This window comes from Synoicihabitans lomoniglobus (assembly GCF_029023725.1).
Classification (GTDB): Bacteria; Verrucomicrobiota; Verrucomicrobiia; order Opitutales; family Opitutaceae; genus Actomonas; species Actomonas lomonigloba.
On record NZ_CP119075.1, the window covers coordinates 5778307 to 5802588 of the forward strand.

Consider the following 24282-nt stretch of genomic DNA (forward strand, 5'->3'; position numbering starts at 1 on the left):
GCGCGACAAGTCCGCTGGTGTGACGGTGGCGCTTTGGCTTGGTGAGTCTGTCGGTGGGGGGGGGCCTGATTGCTGATCTCTTCGCGGCCTTTGCGACCTTCGTGGCAGCGGCAACTCAATCCCCGGCGCTTTCAGAGCAGGCTCAGGCCGTTGGTCACGGCGGCGTTGGCGGGGGCTTCGTAACCTTCGTCGCGGGGGAGGTTGGGTTGGGCGCGGGCGAGCACGGCGAGTTCGTCGCAGTTTTCGTTTTCCGGATGACCGGCGTGGCCCTTGATCCACTCGAAGGTCACGTCGTGGAGAGCCAGCAGTCGTCGCAGCTCAATCCATAGGTCGGCGTTGTCGCGCAGTCCTCCCGCTTTGCGAAATTGTTTGGCCGCCCATTTTTCCAGCCAGCGTTGCGTGACGGGTTCGGTGACATACTTGGAGTCGGACACGACCCGCACTTTGAGCCCGGGCCGTTGCAACGCCTTCAGTCCTTCGATGACGGCGGTCAACTCCATGCGATTGTTGGTGGTTCGGGCGAAGCCGCCCGAGAGCATCTTTTCTCGTTTGTCCCACCGCAGCAGAGTCGCCCAGCCACCGCGTCCCGGATTGGATTCGCAGGCCCCATCGGTAAACATCTCGACGATTCGGGGGGAAGACTCAGGCGGTGGCGGCATGGGCGGGTAAGTCCTCAACGATCCCGATGCCCACGCGCAAGGCAACCCCGCCCTGATCGGTATGCGGAAATGAGAAGTCCCACTCCTCCACGTCGCGCCCCCGAATCACCTTGAATTCGCCTCGGAGGGACGACTTCGACGTCGTGGGCCGTTGCCTCTTGGGTTCCATCAAAACCAACCCGTTCCGGCCTCCGATCAGCCGTCTCGTTCGATCTGACTACAAGAGTTTAAACCAGACCCTTTTTTTGGGTCCGCGGTCGTTTGGTGCGAGCACCCTCGCGGGCGACGCGACAGGTTGCTCAATCCTTGGCCGCCTTCGGCAGCGTAGCGACTCAGCCACTTATGGCCGGTCTTGCGACTGATATTAAAGTCCTCGCATAGCTGCGTGACTGTGAAGCGGCCGGTGGCCGCCAGACTGACGAACTGCATCTTTTGATCCATGGGTGACACTTTTTTCCAAGGCATACGCCCTTCTTAGTGTTACCCATGTCCCTAGACTATCTGTTACCTATGTCCCCGGTTCATACCACGTAATAAGCGCATCTACTTGATGAAAAAGGGGAGGCAATTGTTCTTGAAAGGACCGGTTTAAATGGTTTCCACTCTTATTCGAAGGAGCGTGCTGGCCCATGCTTTTACAAACAAGTTTGTATTAATCGCGGCCTATTATGTTCACAATCTTTCGCCTTCATGCGAAGCCTCAGTGGCCCAACGCGCATATCCCTAAGCTTAGGGATCACGTCGAATCGCTGTCGCTTGGCCCTCGCATACGGCAAGCGGTACGCCTACTTTTGATAGCAACGGTTTTCGGACATTTGAGCGCGTTAGCAGGCGGTTCCTCAGCCGCTCCGGCCTTGGAAGTTGAAAACGATCAAGGGGAGATCACTAATTTTTTAAGACTCTATAAAGAGAGTAACTATGTCGTAGTATATTTCTTCGCCACTGCGACATGTATCGATCTTTGTGTAAGACAGTCTTTTTCGTTTTCTGTTAATGAAGCAGCACTGAAGGAATACGGTGCGGTGATTGTAGGTGTTAGTGTTGATGCGGCTGATACGCAGCGAGAGTTTCGTAAAAGAAGCGATCTAAAATTCACGCTTATTCCCGATCTTAACCAAGACGTATGTAATGCTTTTGGGGTTCGTCGATCACCATTTTCAGGTAAGGCTTCTCGCCAGGCTTTCGTGATTCAGCAAGGCAAAATTGTCGCACATTTAGAGGGGATACCCGTTGATAGCTATGGCGATGCTGTATTGCAGGAGATTCAAAAGTTGAGTACCGAGACCTTTAGCAAAAAGACTTAAAATTATGAAAAGAATATCTAGAAATGTGCGCTTTATATTACTATTTTTTGTCACGGGTTATTATGCATACTCGAATCCTCTAGGAGTAGAAACGCATGGGGTAGTTGGTGGAGATGTTATCGAGCAGAATATTATTGAACTGGACGGAGATGGTTATGCATTAGTTCCATCAGGGAAGCGTCAAATCGGTGAGGCGGAGGAGGGTTCAGTAACAATTTCTCCATACGTCGCCGAAGGTTGGGAACGTAGTACAATAGTGGTGGTTGGAGCGTTTGTTATTGGCTATGAAATGGTGGAGTCGATTGATGGTCAGAAGGCAGCGCAGTTGGTATGGTTGCGGGGCTGGCCGGAAATCCAGGAAGTTAAACGCCTTGGTCTTTCAATCGAATTGGGGACTGGTTCGAATAGCACATGTGCGTTTCATTCTCTGATAGTAACAGCCAACAAAAAGGAAAAGTGGTGGTCATTATCAACGAGTAATAGTGAGCTTATTCGGATCACGAAAAATCAAAAACCGTATCTTGGTGAAAAGATACAGGTTTTCCCATCGGGGAAAATAAGGATTAGAAAATAGAATAAAATCCTTGCATCAAAATCCATAAAAATGAATACGTCGAAGAAAATCTTGAGCTTGTTTGTGTCTGTTGCCTTCAGTGTTGCTGGCTACTGTAGCGGCTATCTAGACGGAAATGGAGACGGGGTTGATGACTACTGGTGGACAGTAACCCCGGACTATCATAATTCGACTAGTTATATTCCAGGCTGTGGATACGAATATGAGGGGGGGTATACATATACCGCAGCGACGGCGGGAAAGTATATGTTGCAGGGGAAGAAAACTGCCGGTTGGGTTTCGTTTTTCACGAGAACGCTTGCCCAAAATCAATCGCACGAGTGGATTTACTGTGATACCGCTTGCTCCCAGTATTATCAATTTAGGATGGTTCGGGTGACGACGATTGACGATTTTGATGATATTGAACTATACGATGATCAAAATTCTTTGATTCAAACGGTTAATGACTCGGACACGATTGATGTTGTTGTAGCCCCTGACTCCCAAACGCAGATGATTGTTTGCGATTCAAGTGGAAGCCAAATTAATGGCAGTCTACTGCGTTGGAAGGTTGTTACACCGAGTTCAAGTATTGCGTACTTCACCGGGTCGTACATAAATTATGCTTCGATAATTGCCCTCGGTGGACCGGGGCAGTATCTAATCTGTGTTGGAATAGGCGACTCCTTTTCAATTTGCTTCACAGTAAATCTATTTAAAGTTGAGTTAGAAGAGGTGAGTTTCCTAGGAGGCAACTACCCGATTACGCGACAGTCAGATAGCACCGTAATGTCTAGTTCGCAGTGGCTCGATCTTAATCATGATGGCGATGTATTAGATTCGAGCGAGCATGGTTATCCGGTAGCTTACAAAAAAGGGGCGACTCCAACGCTTTCCGCAATAATTAAGGCAACCTCGTCTGTGGCGGGCAAGACTATTAAGGTTCGTGGCATTGGGATCGGTTTTGTGATTGATGAGACGACTGCTAGCGTATCCGGATCGACAATCACCCTAAATCCAACTATGGCAAATGGCGCATTTGATTCATCTTCAGTCAGGAGTTATTCCAATGGAAGCTACATTATCACTTGGGGAGTAAAAATTGGGAGTAGTAGTTGGTATAATGTCGGAAAATCAAGAAATACTTTATATTTAACCTATGATACGCCGCCTACAATTAAATTTGAAAATGCTTATGGCGGTGGGTTTACTGAGTTGTACGATACGGCTCTGGCCTACGCGTGTGGCTATGCTAATGGCCAGAGTTCGGCTTCGTCAGTTATTTCGAACGTGAACTCTGGGGTTGCCTCAGATGTAGGTTATAACGCATACGCATCTCCCTACCTTATTACAACCAACCCGATTGTTGCTTACGATGATACTGACGGAATTGTCTGTTTAGATGGGGCCTTCTTGGTTAAAGGCCTTCTCGCGAGTGTCGGAATATCCTCAGAAGTAAAGTTTATATTTGGTGGAACAGGCACATCAAACCGTTCAATGTTCCAGTATAGTTCGTCTACTTCGAATTTGGCTACATTCTATGTAATTAAACCAGCTACAGATTCTACGCCGGCGAATCCACATTTTACTTATCATGCGGCTGTTCAGTATGGCTCGACTTTGTATGATCCGTCATATGGAACAAGTTATACTTCTTTGGGTCTCAGTGAAGTGGCAAACGGCGGGTGCTCCGAACAGCATTCTGGCAGTCTCCCATCGCCGAGTTGGAATAGCGTCGACAAATGTACGCATGCTCCTTGAGAGTTGAACAATCAGATTTTCAAGTGTCATCAAAAATAAACATTGCAAGGTCGGTATTACTTACGGTCGGGATGGGCATCTCGTTGCAGGCTGAGCCACAAGTTGCATGGGAGAGTGTTCGTGGCGCTCTAGAGTCGGGACTTGAGACGGAATTGCTTTTAGAGTTTAGTGGCCCGAATTTGGCTAGCTTTAGAAGTGAAGGTTTGGAGTATCTCGTCGGTATATACGTTTACGGGACGCATGATGAAGCAGTTTTGAAATTGCATAATATCCTGAATTTAGCTCCGGTACAACCTTCGCGTGTCGAAGAGCTAGGTAGCGAAGCGTTTGCGATTAATTATGGTAAAGATGAGCGTGGTAGTTTGAGTATGGTAAAGGATAACTACTTGATACAGGTTAGTCGCGGCTATTCGATGGAAAAGGTTAAGAGTGCATTGGGATCTGTAGTTCCGTTACTAGTGAATTTGGAGTTTGTTCCGGATGGAGCTAGTAGTACTGGAGCGGTGGTTGAGCCGTTAGATTCGATTCAAGCTATTGAAGGTTCTGTTACGAATGGCGCCTCTCCAAATTCGATGGAGGTAGATTCGAACACGGAAACAGGACCGCTTAAGAAAAAGTCGGCAAATAATTATACGCAAGAAACTAGTTCAAGTGTGTTTGGGAAATTTGGAATAGTATACATGTGTTTGTTCGTGGTTGCCATTTTGGTATTGGTTTTACTGGGATTGCTAAAAAATAGATGAATGATAAGAATTTGGAGTATCGGTGGACTTATTTTTGGGGGCGAAAAAGGGGTCGGGCTCGAATGGCGCTTAGTTAGCGCGGAAGCGGAAAGATGGATGCATGTGGATTATTTCATAAATAGCTGATTATCAGCTTGATATGATTTAGTAGGGCGAAAAAGGGGTCGGGCTTTGGGGTTTGGGGTTGAGTCGGAACAACGGTGCGACGCGCGGTAGCCGAGCTGGAGCTCGGCGTTCCCAGGCCGGGGAAGCGGTTCGGCGGGGGGGTGATTACAGCTGGCTCAGGCTGTTGGTTACGGCGGCCTCGGCAGGGGCTTCGTAGCCTTCGTCGCGAGGGAGATTGAGGCGGGCGCGCACGAACTCAATCGTCGTGGTTTTTAGGGGAGTTCGTAGATTTCGATGAGGGCTTCTCCCGTCCCGCCGTTGGTGCCAGCCACGTGGACCGTGTAGGCGCCGGCCGGTAGGGTGGCGATGATGGCGGCGTCGTTGGAATCGGCATCGAGAGTGAAGGCTCCCGCCAACTGAGCCGCGTCGGTCACGCCGGGTTCGGTGCCCCAGTTGTCATTCGTGGCCACCACGGTATCCGTATCGTTGATGCGCGTGTGGACTTCGAGTTGTGGATCGGGCAGCACGCCAGTCAGGCCGAACTTGCTGGCCAGGGTGGGGCCGACGCCGCGGATGAGCAGACGCTTGGGGGTGTTGCCATCGATGACGAAGCCGGCGACGAGGGTTTCCGCATCGGTGCCGGCGAAATTGCGCGCGGAGACGTTGATCAACCGCGGGGTGTTCTCGTCGGTGGTATCGTAGGCTTCCACCAGCACGACGCCGCTTTGGTCGGGTTGGGTGCTGGTGATATGCACGGTCGCCAACCCGCCGATGGGCGCGAGCAGGGCGGCGTCGCGGCTGGTGGTGTCGGGCAGGGGGAACGCGCCGACTGCAGCGAAGAGCGCGGGGAGTTCGGCCGCCTGGCTGCCGGTGGACCAATTGTCGTTGGACGCGATAATCACGTCGGTTCCCTCAACCATGGCGTGCACGCCCAGGCGTGGATCAGGCATGGTGCCAGTGACCCCGTGAGCGCTGGCGAGGGTGGGGCCGATGGCGCGGATGAGCACATCTTTACTCCCCCCTTCCAGGGGCGAAAAAGGGGTCGGGCTTTGGGGTTTGGGGTTGAGTCGGAACAACGGTGCGACGCGCGGTAGCCGAGCTGGAGCTCGGCGTTCCCAGGCCGGGGAAGCGGTTCGGCGGGGTGGCTTGGTTCGTGATTAAAGCAGGCTCAGGCGCTTGTCCCTCGCGGCATGAGCCGCGGCCTTCATCGTGGAGGTCAAAAGGGTTTCCATTCGTCCCGAACGGCAACGCGAGCTCGGGTCCAAATTGCGACTGAAAGCTGCTCTTTGACTACTGACACCGAGCCGCTTCGATTACTCCAATCCGTAGGCGGCGACGCGTGCGAGGGTGGCGAGTTCGGCTTCCCGCAGGGGGACGCCGAAACCAGTTGGGCTGAACGATACCCAGCCCGAGGCGGGGCGCGGGTGGAACGATTTGAGGAAGGCGCTGACGCGGCCGTATTCGTCGAAGGCGAGCGGCGTGACGTCGTCGTAACTGCCGGGTTGCAGCGACGCGAAGGTGGTTTTCAACCACGCGGGCAGGCCCCAGTTGCGGCCGGTCTGCGTGGGCCGGGCGTAGTAGTTGCCGGAGTCCTCGAATCCCAAAAAGGAGACGTCGAGCAGTTCGCCGGCGGTCGTGGGATTGTAGGCGTCGAAGGCACCTTGTTCGTCGAAGGTGAATTTGTTGGCCATACCCCATGGCCACACCACTTTGCCGCCCGCCGCGAGGTAGGCGCGCAATGGGCCGGTGGCGGGGTCGGCGCCCATGAGGTCGGTCGGGATCTGAGCGAACCCAAACACCACCACGCTGGGCGCGGTGTCTGCCGTGTGTGTGGCGATCCAGTCGGTGAGCGCGGCGGCGGAGTCGAGGCGGGTGTAACCGCGCGCGGTGAGGTAGGGCACGAGGGTGGGGTCGACGACGAAGCCTTTGATGGAGTCGGGGACAACGGCGGGCAGATAGACCGCTTTGCTGGTGTCAGGCCCGCGGGCCGTGATGGCGCGCAGTCTTCCGTCGTCGCCCCCGACAAAGAATCGATCGTGGGCGTAAACCGCCGACGCGTAGATATCCGCTCCGGTATCGTAGGACCATTCCAAGGTTCCTTCGGTGCGGTTGTAGCCGTAGAGTTTGCCATCGGCGCAGCCCCAGTAGATCTGGTCGTCCAGAATCACGCCGGTCGTGTAGGTGTGGGCCGGGGCTTCGGCTTCCCATTTGAGTTTTCCGGTGGCGAGGTCGAGGGCGTTGACCTTGTTGTTGGTCGACCAGCCGACATAGACGGTGGCGTCGGCGACCGTGGTCGACATGGCCCAAGTCGAGCCGTAGCTGAAGTCCCAGACCTTGGCGTGCGTGGCGATGTCGATCGCGTAGACTTTGCCGTCACGGCAACCGACAATGAGCAGACCATCCTGCACGATCGGACGGGTGAAAATGTCGCTGCGGATGAAACCCTGGCTCAGGTCGAGGTCGACGCCCTCGGTGGCAAATTTCCATTGCAAGGTGCCGTCGGTGGCGGCCAGCGCATAGATGTGGTCGTCACCACTGGGCTGATACACCACGCCGTCGACGACGAGTGGGGTGGCGCGAAGGGAGTCGCCGGTTTTGAATTTCCACCGCAGTGCGCCGGTGGTGAGATCGAGGGCATAGAGATGTCCATCGCCCGACCCGACCAGCACTTGCTCGCCATCGATCACGGGAGTAGCGGTGAAGTAGTTCCAGCCCGTTGGCGTAGGCAAAGTGGGTTGCATGGTAAACGACCAGAGCGGGGTGCCGTCGTGGGCCTGGAGGGCGTGAACCGTTTCGCCGCGCCCCGCGACAACGACGGTGTTGCCCGCGACGGCTGGCGCGCCCGCGATCGGTCCGCCGGTTTCGAATTTCCAGCGCAATTCGCCATTGGCCGGATCGGCGGCGTAGAGATTTCCATCGGCACTGCCAAAGTAGATGGAATCGCCCTCAATGACGGCGGAACCCCGAATGGGACCGAGCGTTTGCACGGACCATGTGGTGTGAGATGCCGCGGCAACCGTGCCGGTGCAGAGAAGCAGGAAGAGGAAGCAACGGGGGCGAGAAGACATGAAAAAAGGGGGGTAGGAGAAGGGGCCGGGGGCGTTCCTTCGATAACCCCGGTCGCAAACTGTCCCCGTTAACAATTTTGGCTTTGGAGGGTCCAACTGGCTGGCCGAGCCGTAGTCCCGTTGGGACGGGACGCGTTGCCGAGGTCCGCCTACGCGCGTTGGGCTTCGTCGCGACAGCCTTCGTCTTTGAGGTGTCGCTAACGAATTGTCACTTGCTCGTCTGGCTGGCTTGCCGAGCCGTAGTCCCGTTTGGACGGGACGAAGGCTGGTAGGCCCTCCGGGATTCGAACCCGGAACCAAGGGATTATGAGTCCCCTGCTCTAACCATTGAGCTAAAGGCCCAGCGCAGTCCGGGAAAATGGAGGGCTTTCGGGCATGGCGTCCAGTGCGTAAATCCGCCGGGGCCATGTCTCTTGCCTGGTCCCGCCGTAGCCTTGGCGAAGGTGGATGCCGACATCGGATTTCGATGCCAAGGTGTCGTCGTCCGCGATCGCGGATTCCTCGAAGCTAACCATTGAGCCAAAGGCCCAGCTCAGTCCGGCCGAGGCGGCATCGCGTTGATGCTTTCATATTTTGTCCGGACCGTCGGGCACAAACACGTAGCCGAAGCCCCATACGGTTTGGATGTAGCGCGGCTTCGAGGAATCCTCCTCGACCAAACGGCGCACGCGCGAGATCTGCACGTCCATGCTGCGGTCGTAGGCGCCGTGCTCCTTGCCACGAGAGAGATCCATGAGCTGGTCGCGGGAAAGCGGCACATGGGGATTTCTCGCGAGTGCTTCGAGCACTGCGAATTCGCCGGTGGTCATGACGAGACGCTCATCGGCACGGGTGAACTCGCGAGTGCTGAGATTGAGCGAGCATCGACCGAATTGCACCACCTGCGGAATCACTGAGGGCGCGCCATGGACAGGGGTAGATCGTCCTCGCCGCAACACTGCATTAATGCGGGCCACCAATTCGCGAGGGCTGAAGGGTTTCGGAACATAGTCGTCGGCCCCAATTTCCAACCCAACCACCCGATCGATTTCGTCGCCTTTGGCCGTGAGGATGATGATTGGCACCATTTCTCCCTTTCCACGCAACCTCCGGCAGATGGAAATCCCATCCTCACCCGGCAGCATCAAGTCGAGTATCATCATCTTGATGGGTTGCGCGGCCAGGGTCTCGTCGAGGCGGCGTCCGTTCGGCAGTGATACGACCGCAAATCCTTGTTCCTTCAGGTAGCGCTCCAGCAATGATCGTGTCCGATCGTCATCTTCGACTATAAGTATCTTCGGTGCTGACTCCATGAGGGTTGAGCGCGTTTGTGACGCATAAGCATGCCGGAGTAGAGGCTCCAATGTGTAACAAATTGTTTCAGCGGCCGCCCTTGGAAACATTCTTTTACACTCCTGAACGGGACATTGCGGGCGAGAGTCGGAACGAATGGAACGAGTGACTCGCTCGAATTGCCGCTCTCTCATCTATCGCCGGATTTCTCGCTCCGCAAATTTCCCTCCCTGCGGGGAAGGCGAGTCAACCCGGGGGCAACGGATTTCGCGAGGACGGAGATGAACCCATCGTCCGTCGTTTCGATCCGAGGTGCGTTAGCGCCAGCCTTCGTGGCATTGGTCTTGTTTCGCCTGGTCTATGCCTGGTGGGGCCCCCTCGAACTGGTGGGGGACGAGGCCTACTACTGGGACTGGAGTCGCCGGCTTGCTTGGGGATACTACAGCAAACCGCCGATGGTGGCGTGGCTCATCGCGGGCGCGACGAGCCTGGGGGGAGACCACGTCGCAGTGATTCGCACGTTGGCGGTGTTGTTCACCTCCGGTTCGCTGGTTTTCGCCTACCTGCTCGCCACCGAACTCTTTGATGAGCGCGTCGCCCGGTGGTTTCTGACCACGCTGGCATTGGTCCCGGCAGCGCTGGCACAGAATCTGATTTTTACCATCGATGCGCCGCTCCTGTTTTTTTGGAGCGCGGCACTGTGGGGTTTCGCCCGCTGGCTTCGCGCGCGCAGCCGCCGGGGCCAGAACATCTGGGGACTCGCACTCGCCCTGTGCGTGGGGGCCGGATTGCTGACCAAGCAGATGATGGCGGTTTTCCCACTCCTTGCCTTGATCTATCTGGGGAGTAGCACCACGCATCGAAATCGTCTGCGGGAATGGAGGATCTGGGGCATTTTCGCGCTGGGATTCAGCGCCTGGATTCCGGTGGCGGTTTGGAATATTCGACACAGTTGGGTGTTGGTGAGCCATACCGCCCATCACTTTGAGTTCTATCCGTTTTCGGTGGTAGCCGCCGTTCGTCGGTTCACAGCGTTCGTCGGCGGAGAAGTCGCCCTCATGGGTTTTGTCGTCGGCCTGTTGGGCGTTGCAGCCTTGCTCACTGCGATTGCGCGATTTTGGCGGCGCGAGCTCAACGACGCGGAACGGCTGCTGTTTTGGTTCAGCGTGCCGGCTCTGCTCGTCATGGCTTTTCTGACGTTTCGCCAGCGCATCAACCTGAACTGGCCACTGGTCTATCTCCCGTCACTGCTCCTATTGACCGTGCACTGGTCTCTGCCCAACACGCAGGGCCAGCGCCGTTTGAAGATCGGTCGATGGCTGCGCCCGGGGCTCATTTTTTCCGCCGCACTCTCGGTGGTGGCGTATGCCTATCCGGCAATCGTGCGGGGGGTGGATCTGGGTGGTAGTCGCCTCGATCCCACCGCCCGGCTGCGGGGGTGGCAGGAACTTGCGACCGAGGTTGAGCCTTGGCGTGAGCGCATGCGTGACGAATTTGGCGAACCCGGTTTCGTGCTTACTTCCGGGCACCGCTACGTGACCAGCCAGATGGCGTTTTACCTGGCGGGCCAACCGCGGGTGTTGCGATGGCCGACGGTTCCCGGAGCGACCGAGTCACAGTATGAAGTTTGGGGCGGGCTCGATGACTATCAGGGCCAACCCGCCTTGATCATTCACCAGCTCGACAAACACGGTCCCGAACTCCCGGCCGCATTGCGTTCCGCCTTCGAGTCAATCGAGCCGCGGCACACCGTTGCCGTCTCCTTGGGCGGAGGGCACGTCAGGCGTTATCAGCTGTTCTTCGGCCACCACTTCCTCGGCGCTGCTCATGAAGGTTGACGAGGTGAAAATCATCAACGTTGGGCTCGCTGGCGGTCTCGTCGCGCTCGTTTTCCTCCGAGTTTTTCCGGAATGGGAAATCGCGGTGTCCCGATGGTTCTTTGACCCCATCATCGGCTGGCCGCACGACGCGAAGTTTGTCGTTCAAGCGGTGTATCACTGGGCTACCTTGCCTGCCTTGATAATGGCGATAGGAGGCCTGGTGCTCGCCCTGCTTTCTCTACGGTGGCGTCGATTTGTGCGCTATCGATCAATCGGGATTTTTCTTTTCGCGGCCATGGCAATGGGACCGGGCGTATTGGTGAACGCCGTCTTTAAGGAGCATTTCCATCGCCCGCGTCCGCGTGAAATTGTCGAGTTCAACGGAACCGCCGAATTCAAGCGCTTGGGGCAGGTCGGGAGCGGTGAACGAGGCGCGTCTTTCCCCTCCGGCCATGCGTCGATGGGTTTCTTTCTGACGCTACCTTATTTCTTTTTCCGGGTTCGCCGACGGGGGCTGGCCTGGGTATTTTTGATCTTCGGCACCCTGAGTGGGTTGGCGATCGGCATGGGGCGCGTCATGCAGGGAGGCCATTTTCTGGGAGATGTGATCGCATCCGGGCTGATTGTCTGGGTGACCGGCCGCGCCACTTGGACATGGGTCACCCGCCCGAAATCCCGTGCGGCCGTGCCAGCTCCGCTCGTCATGCCGGGCGGGTCGCGAGAGCGCAGCATTCCCGGCCGCATCGCGGTTGCGGATCGAGCCGCCTATCTCCGCGAACGAATCATCGCGGAAAGGCCACTGCTCTCGGTAATTGTTCCGTTCTACAACGAGCAGGACAACGTCAGTGACGTTCTGGCTGAGATTCGACGCCGTCAACCCGCCGCCGAGATCGTCGCGGTCGATGACGGCAGCTCGGACGCGACGTGGGAGAAGATCAACGCTGCCCCCGATGTGATCGGTTTGCTCCACCCGCGCAACCGGGGACAGAGCGCGGCCATTCTCACGGGCCTTCACCACGCCTCGGGTGAGTTCTGCGTGCTGATGGATGGAGATGGGCAGAACGACCCCGCCGATATTGATTCGCTCATCGGTGCATGGCGCGACGGAACGGCGGACGTGATCTGTGGCTATCGGCTCAAGCGGCGCGACAAGTTGAGTCGCGTCGTGGCTTCACGTTTCGCCAACGCCGTTCGCCGGTTGTTTCTTCATGACGGGATCAGGGACACGGGGTGCTCGCTGAAATTGTTTCATCGCGATGTGGTGGTGCTCTTGCCGCGCTTCAACGGCGTCCATCGCTACCTGCCCGCTGTATTCAGTCGAGCAGGACTCAGGCTACAGGAGGTTCCCGTTAATCACCGCCCCCGGAGTGCGGGCATCTCGAAGTATACCAACTGGAAACGTGGATTGGTCGGCCTCTATGATCTGGTGGGGGTGAACTGGCTGCTCCGTCGCCATGTGGTGGTCCCTGTCGCCGAAGTTTCCCATGCACGACGTGTTGTTCAGCTTTAACCAGTGGGCGGTCACTCCTTGGAAACTGATCGGCTACTGCGGCGTCCTGCTGTTCGGCGGACGCTGGATCGCTCAATTGGCCAGCTCCGCGATGGCGGGTAAGCCGACGTTTCCTCGTCTTTTCTGGTATTTGAGTTTGAGCGGCAGCGCCTGCTTGCTGGCCTATTTCATCTGGGGAAAAAACGATTCCGTCGGAATTCTCTCCAATCTCATGCCGGCATTCATCGCCGCCTACAATTTGATGTTGGATATCAGACATCGCCGACGTGCGACCGGAGTTTCGTGACGGGTGGCGGATGCCACGCAGGACCTGGCTTCCACGATCGCAGTATCGACGTGCAAATCTCACGCGTATATCGCCTGATCGAAGAGGAGTTTAAGATACCGCGCCACCTCCAGAACCTGGGCGAGGTCTGCCAGGTGTCCGCCCCCGAACCAGCCGCAACATCATGACATTTTTCCCCAAAACGCTCCTGGTCCGCACAGCGCTCTACCTCGGAATGCTGCTCGCGATTGGTCAGATGTTTTGGACCGCGGCGGCGCGCTATCTCTTGGAGACTCAGGTAAAGCCGGCCTACGATCAACAAGTCGTCGATATGGTCGTCATGGCTCAAGCACTCATCGAGAGCCAGCCGCCCGCCGCCGATCCCGCATCCATCGAGACGCTGCACCTGCCTCAGTTGCGAGCCCTGAAGATCGTCCCCGATTCCCAGCCTCGACCCGAACTTGTCCCCCACGCCCCCGATGATGTGCCCGGCAATCTGATCGAACTGATGCAGCAGCGCTTCGGCACCTCCGTGCTTTGCCTCCAGGAAAAGGAAGGGGAGGTCACGTGGCTGCGCTTCCCTGCGCGAGGTCAGTTTTTCTGGTTCAACTTCGTGGCGGAACCGGAGGATGGCACCATCCTGACCTCCGAGTTTTTGCTGTTCTCGGTGCTATTCGTTTTAGCCGTCGGGGGATCCTATTTGATCGTGTTTCAGATCATCAGGAAGCTGCGCTACGTCACCGACGCAGCGAAAGCAATTGGTCGGGGCGAGCCACCGGGCACCCTGGCATTGAGCGGACCGGAGGAGATTCAGTCGCTCGCGGAGGGGTTCAACCAGATGTCGCGGGATTTGATCAAGCTCGAGGCCGAACGCCGACTCATGCTCGCAGGGATTTCACACGATCTTCGAACGCCGCTCACGCGCATGCGCATCGCAGTGGAACTCGCCAAAAACGATTTAGATCCGGCCTTGGTTCACGATATCGAAGACATGGATGCGATTCTCAGTCAGTTTCTGGACTACGCCCGGGACGGCAACGAAGAGCAACCCGCCGAGCACGATCTCAATGCTCTCATCGCAGAAACCATTCAACGCTACGCGGCTCGCGGCCACACGCTGGAAGCCAACCTCGGCCCGATCCCTCGGTTCGCTTTTCGCGGGAATTCGATCAGGCGAGTCTTGGAGAATCTGATCGATAACGCAGTGCGTTATGGCAAAACGAACATTCAGGTGACCACGACCTGCAGCGCTGACGTGGTGTCGATTACAGTTTCTGATTCCGGGCCCGGGATTCGCAGCGGGAGACCCGAAGATTATATTAAACCGTTCGCGCGGGAGGATGTATCACGTTCGGAACGGGGGGCCGGACTCGGCTTGACCATCGCAGATCGGGCGGCGCGCCTTCACGGTGGTCGTCTTCGCCTTAGAAACGCAGATCAAGGCGGCGTGAGCGTCACGGTCGAACTTCCGCTGACACGTTCAAAGGGTGAGCATAAGACCTGAACACCCTCTGGTCACCTGACCTGACCCTGTGCCGACATCGGATTCCGATGTCGGAGTGTCGTCGTCCGCGGTCGCGGATTTCTCGAAACTAACCATTGAGCTAAAGGCCCAGCGCGGTTCGGGACATCGAGGGCTTGGGCGGCGCTGGTTGGGCCGAAACGTCGATGGAGGCGAATCTCGGACGGGTATTGGCTGTGGGCTACTCTACAAGGCGAATGAACGAGAGCGCGCCGGGGCCGGGAGGTTCGCGGATGTTTCCCGCAGCTCCCCCGACTTCCCCTATGCGACTTACCCCGATCTGCACGGCGCTCCGCGTCGTGGGCCCGCCCGCGAACCCCGCGGTGACGTGCGTTTCCCCCTTTTGGTCCAGCTGCGTCCGTCACTGTTTTGGTGGCGGGCTTTGTTACCAAACACCCCTCATCCGACCGGTCGGTCCGGCGTATGAATGACCTACACCAACACCATGCATACCATTAGAAATACATCCCTGCGTCGGTCGACGATCGGGGCGGTTTCGGCGCTTTTTGTCGCCGGTGCCGCATTCGCCCAGTCCACGGCCGACACGGAGATCGATGACGAAGACATCGTTGTGCTGTCTCCGTTTGAGGTCTCCGCCGAAGAAGAACAAGGCTACACCGCTGCCACCACCTTGGCCGGTAATCGTCTCAACACCGAACTCCGCGACATCGGCAATGCCGTGACCGTCGTGACCAAGCAGTTTCTCGACGATATCGCGGCGACCGACAACGAGAGTCTGCTGCAATACACCACCGGCACCGAGGTCGGTAACATCGGCGGCAACTTCGCGGGGTTCGGTGACGGTTCGCGGCTCGATGAGTCGTCGCGCTTCGCCAACCCCAACCAAAACACCCGGGTGCGCGGTTTGGCCGCCGCCGACAATACGCGCGATTTCTTCGCCACCAGCATCCCGTGGGATGGCTACTCGATCGACCGCGTCGATCTGCAACGGGGGCCCAACTCCATCTTGTTCGGCCAGGGTTCGCCTGCCGGCATCATCAACTCCGGTTCGAAACAGGCTTCGTTTAAAAACTCCCACGAGGTCGCTTTCCGCGTGGGCAGTTACGGAAGCGCCCGCGCCTCGGTCGATTTCAACCGCGTGCTCCTGGAGGACCAACTCGCGGTGCGCGTGGCCGCGCTCAAGGACGACACGCGTTATCAGCAGGATCCGGCCTTTCAGGACTCGGAACGTATCTTCGCGGCCGTGCGTTTCGAACCCGAGTTCTTGAAGCGGGGTTCGGCTCGCACGATCCTCAAGGCCAGCTTTGAGGACGGTGCCATCACCTCGAACCGGCCGCGCACGCTGCCTCCGCTCGATTATATCACGCCGTGGTTCTACACCGGCACTTACCAGGGCGTGCAAAACGGTCAGCCACGTTCCTTCAACAACCTCAACGGTGAGACGTTCAACGCCTTCCAACTGCGCGACGACAACACCGGCCGACCGAACCATGGTCAGACCCGTCCCGCCATCAATGGGGGCCCCGACGCCGGCAGCCCGAACCCTTCCTTCAATCCGTGGGTGGGCGGTTTCGCGAACGCCTTTGAGAGCCCGTTTGTCTACTTCGATGGCAACGGCGGCGTGAGCCCCTCGCTCGGTCAGCAGAGTGAGATCCGTGACCAGTCGGGCGAGGGGGGACGGGCCGACGACGGCACGATCGACGACAATGTCTCGCTGGGTTTTCATCGCATGGGCGGCGTCAACAGTTACTCCAACTACGCGGTGCGCGCCGAACTGCCCTATGCGCAGGTGGGCGTCTATAAGGACAACAGCCTCACCGACCCGAGTGTGTTCGACTTCTACAACAACTTGATCGACGGCCCCAACAAAGGCGAGTGGCAGAACTTCGACTCGTTTAACATCTCGCTCGCGCAGACGTTCATGAACGACAAGTTCGGCGTCGAAATTGTCTTCAATCAGGAGTCCTACGACAACGGTCAGCTCTCGCTTCTCAGTGGGGCCAACCAGGGTCTGTTCATCGACTTCAACTCCGTCTACTCCGACGGCACCGCCGAGGGCATCGCCGGCGCGGCCCCCGATGGTCGCAACGAACCTTTCGCCGACGGCACGCCCAACTCCAACGTCGGTCGCCCCTTCGTCGGGGGCACCAGTGGGGGCGGCAACAACTCGTTCGTTTCGGAACGCGATGGCTTTCGCGCCACCGCATTCTTCACGCACGATTTTGCGCGCGAAGGTAACCCGAGCACGCTGAAGCGCTTGCTCGGCAAACACACCCTCACGGGGCTCGTGGCGTCGGAATCGCAGGACACCGACACCCGTCGCTGGATCCGCTACAACATCAACCGCGAATACATGGATTTCCTCGGGGGAGATTTGGCCAACAACAACTTCAACTCCAACTACCTCCAGCCGCACTCCGTGATTTATCTGGGGGATTCGCTCCTTAACGCCTCCACGGCCGCCGGGGCCAATATTCCACGTGTTACCACGCGTTTTGACATGCCCCGCGACTACGCCATCCGCGTGTTCGACATGACGTGGAACGCCGGCCCCGACGTCGGTTTCGACGACGAGTGGCTCAATCCCTACTACCCGGACATCTCGCCGTTCAACGACTATGACGATCCGACCACGCCCGACACCGACGAGACCGGCTCCCGCATCGACACGCAGGCCAACAACATCGCCAACTACGTCGGCTGGCGCTACGAGCCGGTGACCATCACCGACTCCGAGGACAATAACGGCGCCAATCGCGATGCGCACACCACCTTCGCTCGGCTCACTCGCAACGAGGTAGACTCCGAAGCCTTCGTTTGGCAGGCCCACTTCTGGGACAACGCCGTCGTCGGCACCTACGGCTGGCGCAAAGACGTCGCGCGCGCTTGGAGCACTTCCGCCGATACCAACACCCAGGCGGATGGCAGTAGCGTCGGCCCCGCCGATCGGCTCAAGCTCACCGGCGATATCTACAAGATCGACCCCGACGGTTTCAACGAGATCGAGGTCGAGTCCAACAGCTTCTCCATCGTGGCCCATTTGGACCAGTTGCCGTTGATCAAAGACGCGACCGAACGCCTGCCGTTCCTCACGACCGTCTTCTACAACAAGTCCGAAAACTTCCAACCCGCCGCCGAGCGGGTGGATGTCTACGGGGTGCCGTTGGATGCACCCGCCGGCACGACGACCGATGCGGGTTTCCTAATCGAATCCAAGAGCGGTCGCTTCTCCCTCAAAGTGAACAAGTATGAAACCGAGGTCGTGCGAAGCTCCAGCTCCGCCCTCTCGGGTGTCGGCTTCATTGGCAACTCGCAGGCTTGGTCGGGCAACTGGGTCAACCGCTTCGAGTTCAACCTGCGCGGCAACACGATCGACACCCAGGGAGCCGACGACGACGACGATAACGGCCGTTACAACTTCGGCGCCGGTCAAAACGGCGAAGATGCCGCCGCCGCCGCCGTGCGTGAACAAAACGTGATCGCCGCCTGGCGTGCCTGGCAGGCCTCCGTTGATCCCCGCTTCTATGAAGCCTGGGGCATCGATCTGGTGGACTGGCAAAACGACGGCATCAGTGCCACACAGCCCGCCGGTTTCACTGTCACCGAGGATGCGATTTCCAAAGGCTATGAAATCGAGTTCAACGCCCAACCGACTCGCAACTGGCGGCTCACGCTCAACGCGTCGAAAACCACCGCCGTGCGCAAGAACATCGGTGGCGAAAACCTCAACGCGTTCATCGACTCCTATGAAGCCGCGCTCAATGAAGGCGCCGACGGCGGCGTCGGCGATCTCCGCATTTGGTGGGGCGGCGCGGGCAATGAACGCGCCCTGTTCCAATGGAACACCAACGTCGGCGCCGAATACGCCGCGCGCAAACTGCAGGAAGGCACCAACGTGCCCGAGCTGCGCGAGTGGCGCTTGAATGCCATTTCCAACTACGACTTCGATGAGGGCATCCTCAAAGGCGTCAACGTTGGCGGGGCCATTCGGTGGCAAGATGATGTGGTGGTGGGCTTCCCGCCGATTCCGCATCCGACCATCCCGACCAAGGCCAACTTCGATCTCACCAATCCGTATCGCGGACCAGCGGAGACGAACTTGGACCTCTGGGTGGGTTACAGTCGCCAGCTCAGTGAGAAGATCGATTGGCGCGTGCAACTCAATGTGCGCAACGTGGGGCAGGGTAACAACCTGATCCCCGTCACCGTGCAACCCGACGGCACGCCCGCCACCTATCGCATCGGCCCGCACCAGAGCTGGACGCTCACCAACACGTTCAAATTCTAAGCGCTGCACGCATAGTTTGGATCTCCACGCTCACCGGTTCGCCGGTGAGCGTTTTTTTATTTTATCTGAAACTCGGCGGAACAAAAACATCACCGGCGGAAGGCTCCGTGCGGGAGCGGATTAGAGAACATCTCCCTGATCTCAAAACCGGAATAACCCTGCTTAATAAAATGGCGGGCCGCGAGTGGTCGTCAGGGTTATACTCACCAGCCCGATGACACCTGCCCCTCCGATGATTCCTCGGTATGATTTTCATCGAGTATTAAAATACTCAATACGAACGTCATCGCCCTTTCTCCCCGCTTGCGCCCGCCGTGGCTCCGACCCGACCGGACCATGACCAAACGTATTACTATGGCGGATATCGCCCGCGAGGCCCGCGTCCACAAGACCACCGTCTCCCTCGCCCTGCGGGGACATCCCAGCATTCCGGAAGCGACGCGGCGGCGCCTGCGGGGCATTGCCGACCGACTTGGTTATCGACCCGATCCCGCGCTGCGAGCGCTCGCCGATTACCGCAACGGCAAGGTTTCGAGTAGCCACCGCGCGTCTCTCGCCTACCTGACCGATTGGGGGGATCGTTGGGGCTGGCGCGAAGATCCCACGCAAGCGGCGATCTTTGCCGGCGCGCAAGCTCGGGCCGAGGTGTTGGGCTATCGTCTCGAATGCTTCTGGCTGGGCGAACCGCACATGACGCACCGCCGGATGGGCGACATTCTCGAGTCGCGCAGTATCCATGGCGTGGTGCTTGGTGCGTTCGACCCCCGACGCGATTGTGCGGTGGAGCTCAACTGGGAGCGGCTCTGCGGGATCAAAATTGGCAACCTGCCGACCTCGCCCCGGATGACGCGGGTGGCACCCGATACCCAACGCAGTGTGCACACCGCGATGAAACATCTCCGCACGCGCGGATACCGCCGGGTTGGCATGATCGTCCAGCGCGACAGCTTGAACGTCACGTCGTGTTGTTGGGCGGCGCAACTGCAAGGTCAGCTGCTCATGACCCGGGACGCGCCGCTCATTCCCGTGTTGAGTCCCACGCCCTCCGACGACTCGACCGCGGTCACGTCGCTCGCCGGTTCTCCCGCCCAACAGGTGCGCCGATGGCTCGACGCGCAAAAACCCGAGGTCGTGCTCGGGTGTGGTCGCGTCGTGTTGCCATGGCTGCAAGCGGCCGGTGCGACAATCCCCGACGACGTGGCGTTTGTGGATTTGGACTTAAGCAGTTCCGCGGCCGATATCGCCGGTGTGCGGCCCAACTACCCGGTGGTTGGCGAAACGGCGATCGAGATGCTCGCGATCCAGCTGGAGCAGCATCGGTTTGGCCTGCCGGCGCTCGGCACCACCACGCTCGTCGAAGGCACGTGGTGTGACGGCGCAAGCCTGCCGACGGCGCGTCCGTCGCTGAACCGCGCCGCGTCGTAGGGCGGTCGCGAGGGGCGAACCAGCGCCGGCTGACGACCCGGCGGGAGGAGCCCACAGAAAAGGGAACGGTTCGTTCCCCAACGATCCGTTCCCTTCCCGGAGTTGGTCCGCAGACCAACCAATACCGTGAATCACGATGCGTATCCGCGAAGCGGATGCAAAACTGGCGCTACTCTGCTTGTAGAGTGAATGGTCATCCGGGGGCCTCGTCTTTCCCAAACCGCCCCTAGTCTCCCAGTTGTGCTTTAACGTTGTCGGCGGCCCAGAAAGCGAGGGCCGCGATGGTGAGGGAAGGGTTGCCGGTCGCGATGGTGGGGAAAATCGTGCTGCCGGTGATAAACAGGTTGGGGTGGTTCCAACTCTGTTGATGGCGATTGATGACCGAGTCTTCGGCGCAATCGCCCATGCGGCACGTGCCGACAATGTGGCCCGAGCCAAAGAACTCGAAATCGCTGGTCTTACCGGTCACCGGATCGGTGTAGGTGAAGTAGCCGGGATCGAGTTTAAGTTGGGCCAGCGGTTTGGTGAAGGGGGTGACACCGGCGGCTTGGAACACTTCGTCGGTCAACTGCTGCGCCGCGACGAAACCGCGCTTGGTGTAGTCGGAGAGGTTGTAGTTGATCTTGGGCCGGGGAATGCCGAGCTCGTCCTTCAAATCGGAAAGCGTCACGGTGTTGGAATCCTCGGGGGACTGCTCGACGAGAAACCCGAACCTGAACTGACGCGTGAACAGGTCGTTGAGTTTGTCGATCAAGGCGGTGCCGAAGAGGCGTTTTTGGTCGGGATTGGTGCCGCTGTGGTTGGTCCCGTCGGTCCAGTCCAGGGTGGTGGTCTCCGGATCACCGGCGGTGAAGTTCCATCCCTCGTTGCCAAATTCGACTCGGAACGCGGCCCGTTCTTTGCGAAAGGCGCCGGTGCGCAAACTTTCGATGCCGGCGGTGGCGAGCGGACCGCGATAGGGAAACGTGGATTCCGGCGTGAGGCCCCAGCGCAGGAACAACGGGTGGTCCATCAGGTTGCAGCCAACCTGACCGCTGACGTTTGCGACGCCGGCAGGCAGTTGGTCGCGGGAGTTGAGCAACAGCTTGGGGGTCTCGATGGCGTGGGCGGCGAGCACGTAGGTTTTGCCAACGGCGACGCCTTCGCCGGAGGGCGACCGCACCGTCTCCTTGGTGTAAGTGATGTAGTGGATACCGACCACGTTTTGGTGGGCGTCATCGAGGAGGACCTTGTCGGCCACGGCCTGATAAATGACCGTCACGTTGCCGGTGTTGAGCGCCTTGTTGAGCGTGACCGTCGGATCGTATTTCGCCTGGATCGGGCAGATGGGAATGCAGTTGGTATTGCCCGCGCACACTCGCCGCCCCTCGTAGGGCCGGGAGTTGCGACCCGCCGGAGTCGGGTAGACCGTCACGGCCTCGCCCTCGAACGACAGTTTGCCGTTCACGGCGCTGAGAAAGTGCTCGTCGGTGAGGGTGAGCGGGATGCCGGGGTTGGGGTATTCGTAACCCGGGGTGAAGGTCACGCCGTGGTAGCCTTGGTCGGCGACGTTGGCGGAGACGCCGATTTCATGCTCGGCCATGTCGTAGTAGGCGGACGTGTTGCCGGGCAGTGGTTGACCGAGGTCATCGTAGTTGATGGGCCAGTCTTTCCCGTGGCCGTAGAGGGTCTCGAGTTTGAAGTCATCGGGCAGGAATCGGAAGCTGCTGCCCAACCAGTGCCAAAACGTGCCGCCGCCCCGCCGTTCGTAGGTGCTGCTGAAGGGCAGGGTGGAGCTGCTCTGGTCGAGGTAGGTTTTCGCGGGATCCTTCCACGCGCCGTCGGCCCCGAGTTGCAGCACGGTGGCGCGGGGAGCGTTGGGGTTGTCGGGGTAGGGTGATTCGGGGGTCTTGGCCAAGGCGGTGTAGAACCGTTCCATGTAGGCTTCGCGGCTGGTGGGCACCGCGACGCCGGAGTCGATCACGAGCACCTTTTTACCGGCGGAGCCCAGTTGATAGGCGATGATGGAGCCGGCGAGACCGGCCCCGACGATGACGACATCGTAGTCGGGAGTGGGAGGAGGGGTGGACTCAGACATGGGAAGCGCCTCCGGTGGTTGAGGGTTGGGCGAGGGTGATGAAGTCCGAGAATTTCGGCGGCTGATCGTTCCAGTAGCCGTAGGGGAACATGCTGTAGCCCATGGGGTGGGACTGCATGATGCGCCACACGTAGCCTTCCTTGTAGGCTTGAGCGGAGACGACATTGACGGCGCGGTCGGGGGTGGCGGGATCATACCACGAGCCGAGCAACCAGAGCTTGATGATACTGCGGGCGAGATTGCCGAGGGTGGGATCCGCGAGGATCGCGGCGGCGGAATCCGTGGGGGCGTCCGCATCGAACGCGTCGTCGAGTTGGGCGAGGGTCGCGGCGTCGACGTTTTCGATGAGGGTGGCGAGGTATTGCTCGGCGATGCCGATGGGATCGATGGCGGGTTTAAGTTGCTCGGCGGCAATGCCGGTCAGCGCCGAGGACAGCGCGACGAAGGTATCAAGCGGGAGGGCGGTGGTGCTCATGACGGAGGGGAGGTGCGCAGACGTTACTGCGCCCGTTCGAGAAGATAGGTGAAATCGGAGAAGGTGGCGTTGGTGGTCGTGGCGTTGAGGTGACACTCAATGCAGCTCGACGAGACGTTGGGCGTGCGGCCCTGGATGTAGGTTTCGAGGGTGGTGTTGGCCAAAAATTGCGGGGCGGGTGTGCCGCTCATGTTGGCGGGGGCGGACGTGGCGACATCACAATCCGTGGCGGGCGCGGTGGGCCACTGCGTGCTCACGAGCTCGTAGTATTGCCACACGGATTGCGGGTTTATGGCGCGCAGGGCCGTCTGATACGTGGCGTTGAGCGCGGCCGTCGGCGCGTCGATGGGTGCCTGGCGCACGACCTGCGGTCGACGCGACGGGGGTTCGGTGGCGTTGGGATCCCACGGGCGCGGCGGCGGCTCGTTGTGCGGCGACATGGTGTCGGCCGGGTTGAAAAAACTATAGGCGGCCTTGGCGTCGAGCTCGTCGACCGAAGGGCAGTTGTCGACGTGCTCAAACGTCGTCCAAACCCACTGCGGAGCCTCCTTGGTCTTGTGCACGATATGCAGACCAACGAGGCCGACGGTCTGAATCTCACATTTTTCGTCGATCTTGGGGTTGTCCATCGGCGCGGTGTAGATGAGGGCCTTGACCTTGTGGAAGCGGCCGCTGGTGATTTCGGTCTCGTTGAGGATTTTCCATGACGCCTTTACCATGATCGCGCCGACCTGCTGGGTGGTGGTATCGCCGCAGTCGAAGACCACGCTGTCGATGGAGGCTTGGGCGGCTTTGTTGTAGAGCTTTTGGTTTACGATGGTGTCGAACATCGACTCGTTGAGGAGGATTTCGAAACGCGCGTAGCGGCCGTTTTGATCAATGAGAGGACCGGTGTCGAAGGGCTGCACATTCTCGGTCAGCACGCCCGGTGTTTTGCCCACGCGGGTGAACACCCGCATGCCCGGTTCGAGCATGGCCTGACAGGCCTCGGGGATGGGCCCTTCGTCGGCGGTGCCCCACGGTTGGGGCTTCACCCCACCGGGCAAAAACACGGCGGCGGACTCCTTCCATGTTTCCCAGACCGTGGCGTTGTCACCGTTTTGGCCGATTTGTTGAGAGGTATCGGGTTGCCCGTTGGGCAGCACCGGCCAGTTCATGGCGGAGAAGGTTTCCCAGGACAGCACATCGAAATCGTGTTGGAGGCTGTCGAGACTGACGGGGGGAACGACGGTGACGTCGAACGGAATGGCGGAAGGCAGCGTCGGCAGCGCGGCCGAACTTTGAGCACACAAGGTCAACGGCGAGGTCAGCAAGGCGGAGCAAGCGACCAATAGAGCCGGCCGAATAAGGGGGATCGGACCAATCATGAGGGGTAGGGGACGAGGGTAGTAAGAGGGAGCCGCGAGGTGAGACCGGCCAAGGACCGAGTTTCACCTCACGACAACCAAACTAAAACACCCCTTTGAAACGC

18 protein-coding genes and 1 tRNA gene are annotated in these 24282 nt (G+C 58.7%); 10 read left to right on the plus strand and 9 right to left on the minus strand.

The window, feature by feature from the left end:
- Positions 1–131: 131 nt before the first annotated feature.
- Positions 132–659, minus strand: a complete 528-nt coding sequence (gene rnhA / locus PXH66_RS22525) for a ribonuclease HI (protein WP_330929512.1) — start codon at positions 657–659, stop codon at positions 132–134.
- A gap of 195 nt (positions 660–854) precedes the next feature.
- Entirely contained in the window at positions 855–1124 is a 270-nt protein-coding gene (locus tag PXH66_RS23255) for a helix-turn-helix domain-containing protein (RefSeq protein ID WP_425609080.1), read from the minus strand.
- Between the two features lie 203 nt (positions 1125–1327).
- Between PXH66_RS23255 and PXH66_RS22530 the strand changes: the two genes are divergently transcribed.
- The 4 genes from PXH66_RS22530 to PXH66_RS22545 are packed head-to-tail and all read left to right on the plus strand — an operon-like array spanning position 1328 to position 5023.
- Positions 1328–1963, plus strand: coding sequence for a redoxin domain-containing protein (locus PXH66_RS22530; protein ID WP_330929513.1), 636 nt, complete (start codon positions 1328–1330; stop codon positions 1961–1963).
- A gap of 4 nt (positions 1964–1967) precedes the next feature.
- Positions 1968–2537, plus strand: coding sequence for a hypothetical protein (locus tag PXH66_RS22535; protein WP_330929514.1), 570 nt, complete (start codon positions 1968–1970; stop codon positions 2535–2537).
- Positions 2538–2567: 30 nt separating this feature from the next.
- Positions 2568–4280 carry a hypothetical protein gene (locus tag PXH66_RS22540; RefSeq protein WP_330929515.1) on the plus strand — a complete coding sequence of 571 codons (1713 nt, stop codon included), beginning with the start codon at positions 2568–2570 and terminating at the stop codon, positions 4278–4280.
- Positions 4277–5023: a hypothetical protein gene (locus PXH66_RS22545; RefSeq protein WP_330929516.1), complete on the plus strand. Its 747-nt coding sequence runs from the start codon at positions 4277–4279 to the stop codon at positions 5021–5023. The genes PXH66_RS22540 and PXH66_RS22545 overlap by 4 nt, the downstream gene beginning before the upstream one ends.
- A 377-nt stretch (positions 5024–5400) precedes the next feature.
- Here the strand turns inward: PXH66_RS22545 and PXH66_RS22550 are convergent, their stop codons facing one another.
- From PXH66_RS22550 to ompR, 4 genes are all read right to left on the minus strand, one after another.
- Positions 5401–6078: a hypothetical protein gene (locus tag PXH66_RS22550; RefSeq protein WP_330929517.1), complete on the minus strand. Its 678-nt coding sequence runs from the start codon at positions 6076–6078 to the stop codon at positions 5401–5403.
- A gap of 363 nt (positions 6079–6441) precedes the next feature.
- Complete coding sequence (locus PXH66_RS22555; protein WP_330929518.1) at positions 6442–8196, minus strand: outer membrane protein assembly factor BamB family protein; 1755 nt, start codon at positions 8194–8196, stop codon at positions 6442–6444.
- A 266-nt stretch (positions 8197–8462) separates the two neighbouring features.
- A tRNA-Ile gene (locus tag PXH66_RS22560) sits at positions 8463–8538 on the minus strand.
- Positions 8539–8762: 224 nt separating this feature from the next.
- The gene (ompR, locus tag PXH66_RS22565; protein ID WP_330929519.1) at positions 8763–9488 is read right to left on the minus strand and encodes an osmolarity response regulator transcription factor OmpR; all 726 of its coding nucleotides are present in this window, start codon (positions 9486–9488) and stop codon (positions 8763–8765) included.
- A gap of 261 nt (positions 9489–9749) precedes the next feature.
- On the opposite strand from ompR, the gene PXH66_RS22570 reads away from it, so the two are divergent.
- From PXH66_RS22570 to PXH66_RS22595, 6 genes are all read left to right on the plus strand, one after another.
- Positions 9750–11306, plus strand: coding sequence for an ArnT family glycosyltransferase (locus PXH66_RS22570; protein ID WP_330929520.1), 1557 nt, complete (start codon positions 9750–9752; stop codon positions 11304–11306).
- Positions 11296–12798 (plus strand): glycosyltransferase, encoded by a 1503-nt coding sequence (locus PXH66_RS22575; RefSeq protein ID WP_330929521.1) that lies wholly within the window; start codon positions 11296–11298, stop codon positions 12796–12798. The genes PXH66_RS22570 and PXH66_RS22575 overlap by 11 nt, the downstream gene beginning before the upstream one ends.
- Positions 12773–13084, plus strand: coding sequence for a lipid-A-disaccharide synthase N-terminal domain-containing protein (locus PXH66_RS22580; protein ID WP_330932172.1), 312 nt, complete (start codon positions 12773–12775; stop codon positions 13082–13084). The genes PXH66_RS22575 and PXH66_RS22580 overlap by 26 nt, the downstream gene beginning before the upstream one ends.
- Positions 13085–13247: 163 nt before the next feature.
- Positions 13248–14567 carry an ATP-binding protein gene (locus PXH66_RS22585; RefSeq protein WP_330929523.1) on the plus strand — a complete coding sequence of 440 codons (1320 nt, stop codon included), beginning with the start codon at positions 13248–13250 and terminating at the stop codon, positions 14565–14567.
- Positions 14568–15030: 463 nt separating this feature from the next.
- Positions 15031–18834: a TonB-dependent receptor plug domain-containing protein gene (locus PXH66_RS22590; RefSeq protein ID WP_330929524.1), complete on the plus strand. Its 3804-nt coding sequence runs from the start codon at positions 15031–15033 to the stop codon at positions 18832–18834.
- A gap of 336 nt (positions 18835–19170) precedes the next feature.
- Positions 19171–20259, plus strand: coding sequence for a LacI family DNA-binding transcriptional regulator (locus PXH66_RS22595; RefSeq protein ID WP_330929525.1), 1089 nt, complete (start codon positions 19171–19173; stop codon positions 20257–20259).
- 226 nt (positions 20260–20485) lie between these two features.
- Here PXH66_RS22595 and PXH66_RS22600 read toward each other — a convergent pair whose 3' ends face one another.
- The 3 genes from PXH66_RS22600 to PXH66_RS22610 are packed head-to-tail and all read right to left on the minus strand — an operon-like array spanning position 20486 to position 24178.
- Complete coding sequence (locus PXH66_RS22600; protein WP_330929526.1) at positions 20486–22336, minus strand: GMC family oxidoreductase; 1851 nt, start codon at positions 22334–22336, stop codon at positions 20486–20488.
- Positions 22329–22907, minus strand: a complete 579-nt coding sequence (locus PXH66_RS22605) for a sugar dehydrogenase complex small subunit (protein ID WP_330929527.1) — start codon at positions 22905–22907, stop codon at positions 22329–22331. The genes PXH66_RS22600 and PXH66_RS22605 overlap by 8 nt, the downstream gene beginning before the upstream one ends.
- Positions 22835–24178 (minus strand): hypothetical protein, encoded by a 1344-nt coding sequence (locus PXH66_RS22610; RefSeq protein WP_330929528.1) that lies wholly within the window; start codon positions 24176–24178, stop codon positions 22835–22837. The genes PXH66_RS22605 and PXH66_RS22610 overlap by 73 nt, the downstream gene beginning before the upstream one ends.
- Positions 24179–24282 lie beyond the last annotated feature (104 nt).

Excerpts from the sequence above, each read along its gene's own strand:
- rnhA (WP_330929512.1), bottom strand. The coding sequence starts at position 659 with ATGCCGCCACCGCCTGAGTCTTCCCCCCGAATCGTCGAGATGTTTACC.
- PXH66_RS23255 (WP_425609080.1), bottom strand. The coding sequence starts at position 1,124 with ATGCCTTGGAAAAAAGTGTCACCCATGGATCAAAAGATGCAGTTCGTC.
- PXH66_RS22530 (WP_330929513.1), top strand. The coding sequence starts at position 1,328 with ATGTTCACAATCTTTCGCCTTCATGCGAAGCCTCAGTGGCCCAACGCG.
- PXH66_RS22535 (WP_330929514.1), top strand. The coding sequence starts at position 1,968 with ATGAAAAGAATATCTAGAAATGTGCGCTTTATATTACTATTTTTTGTC.
- PXH66_RS22540 (WP_330929515.1), top strand. The coding sequence starts at position 2,568 with ATGAATACGTCGAAGAAAATCTTGAGCTTGTTTGTGTCTGTTGCCTTC.
- PXH66_RS22550 (WP_330929517.1), bottom strand. The coding sequence starts at position 6,078 with ATGCCTGATCCACGCCTGGGCGTGCACGCCATGGTTGAGGGAACCGAC.
- PXH66_RS22555 (WP_330929518.1), bottom strand. The coding sequence starts at position 8,196 with ATGTCTTCTCGCCCCCGTTGCTTCCTCTTCCTGCTTCTCTGCACCGGC.
- ompR (WP_330929519.1), bottom strand. The coding sequence starts at position 9,488 with ATGGAGTCAGCACCGAAGATACTTATAGTCGAAGATGACGATCGGACA.
- PXH66_RS22570 (WP_330929520.1), top strand. The coding sequence starts at position 9,750 with ATGAACCCATCGTCCGTCGTTTCGATCCGAGGTGCGTTAGCGCCAGCC.
- PXH66_RS22575 (WP_330929521.1), top strand. The coding sequence starts at position 11,296 with ATGAAGGTTGACGAGGTGAAAATCATCAACGTTGGGCTCGCTGGCGGT.
- PXH66_RS22580 (WP_330932172.1), top strand. The coding sequence starts at position 12,773 with ATGCACGACGTGTTGTTCAGCTTTAACCAGTGGGCGGTCACTCCTTGG.
- PXH66_RS22585 (WP_330929523.1), top strand. The coding sequence starts at position 13,248 with ATGACATTTTTCCCCAAAACGCTCCTGGTCCGCACAGCGCTCTACCTC.
- PXH66_RS22590 (WP_330929524.1), top strand. The coding sequence starts at position 15,031 with ATGCATACCATTAGAAATACATCCCTGCGTCGGTCGACGATCGGGGCG.
- PXH66_RS22595 (WP_330929525.1), top strand. The coding sequence starts at position 19,171 with ATGACCAAACGTATTACTATGGCGGATATCGCCCGCGAGGCCCGCGTC.
- PXH66_RS22600 (WP_330929526.1), bottom strand. The coding sequence starts at position 22,336 with ATGTCTGAGTCCACCCCTCCTCCCACTCCCGACTACGATGTCGTCATC.
- PXH66_RS22610 (WP_330929528.1), bottom strand. The coding sequence starts at position 24,178 with ATGATTGGTCCGATCCCCCTTATTCGGCCGGCTCTATTGGTCGCTTGC.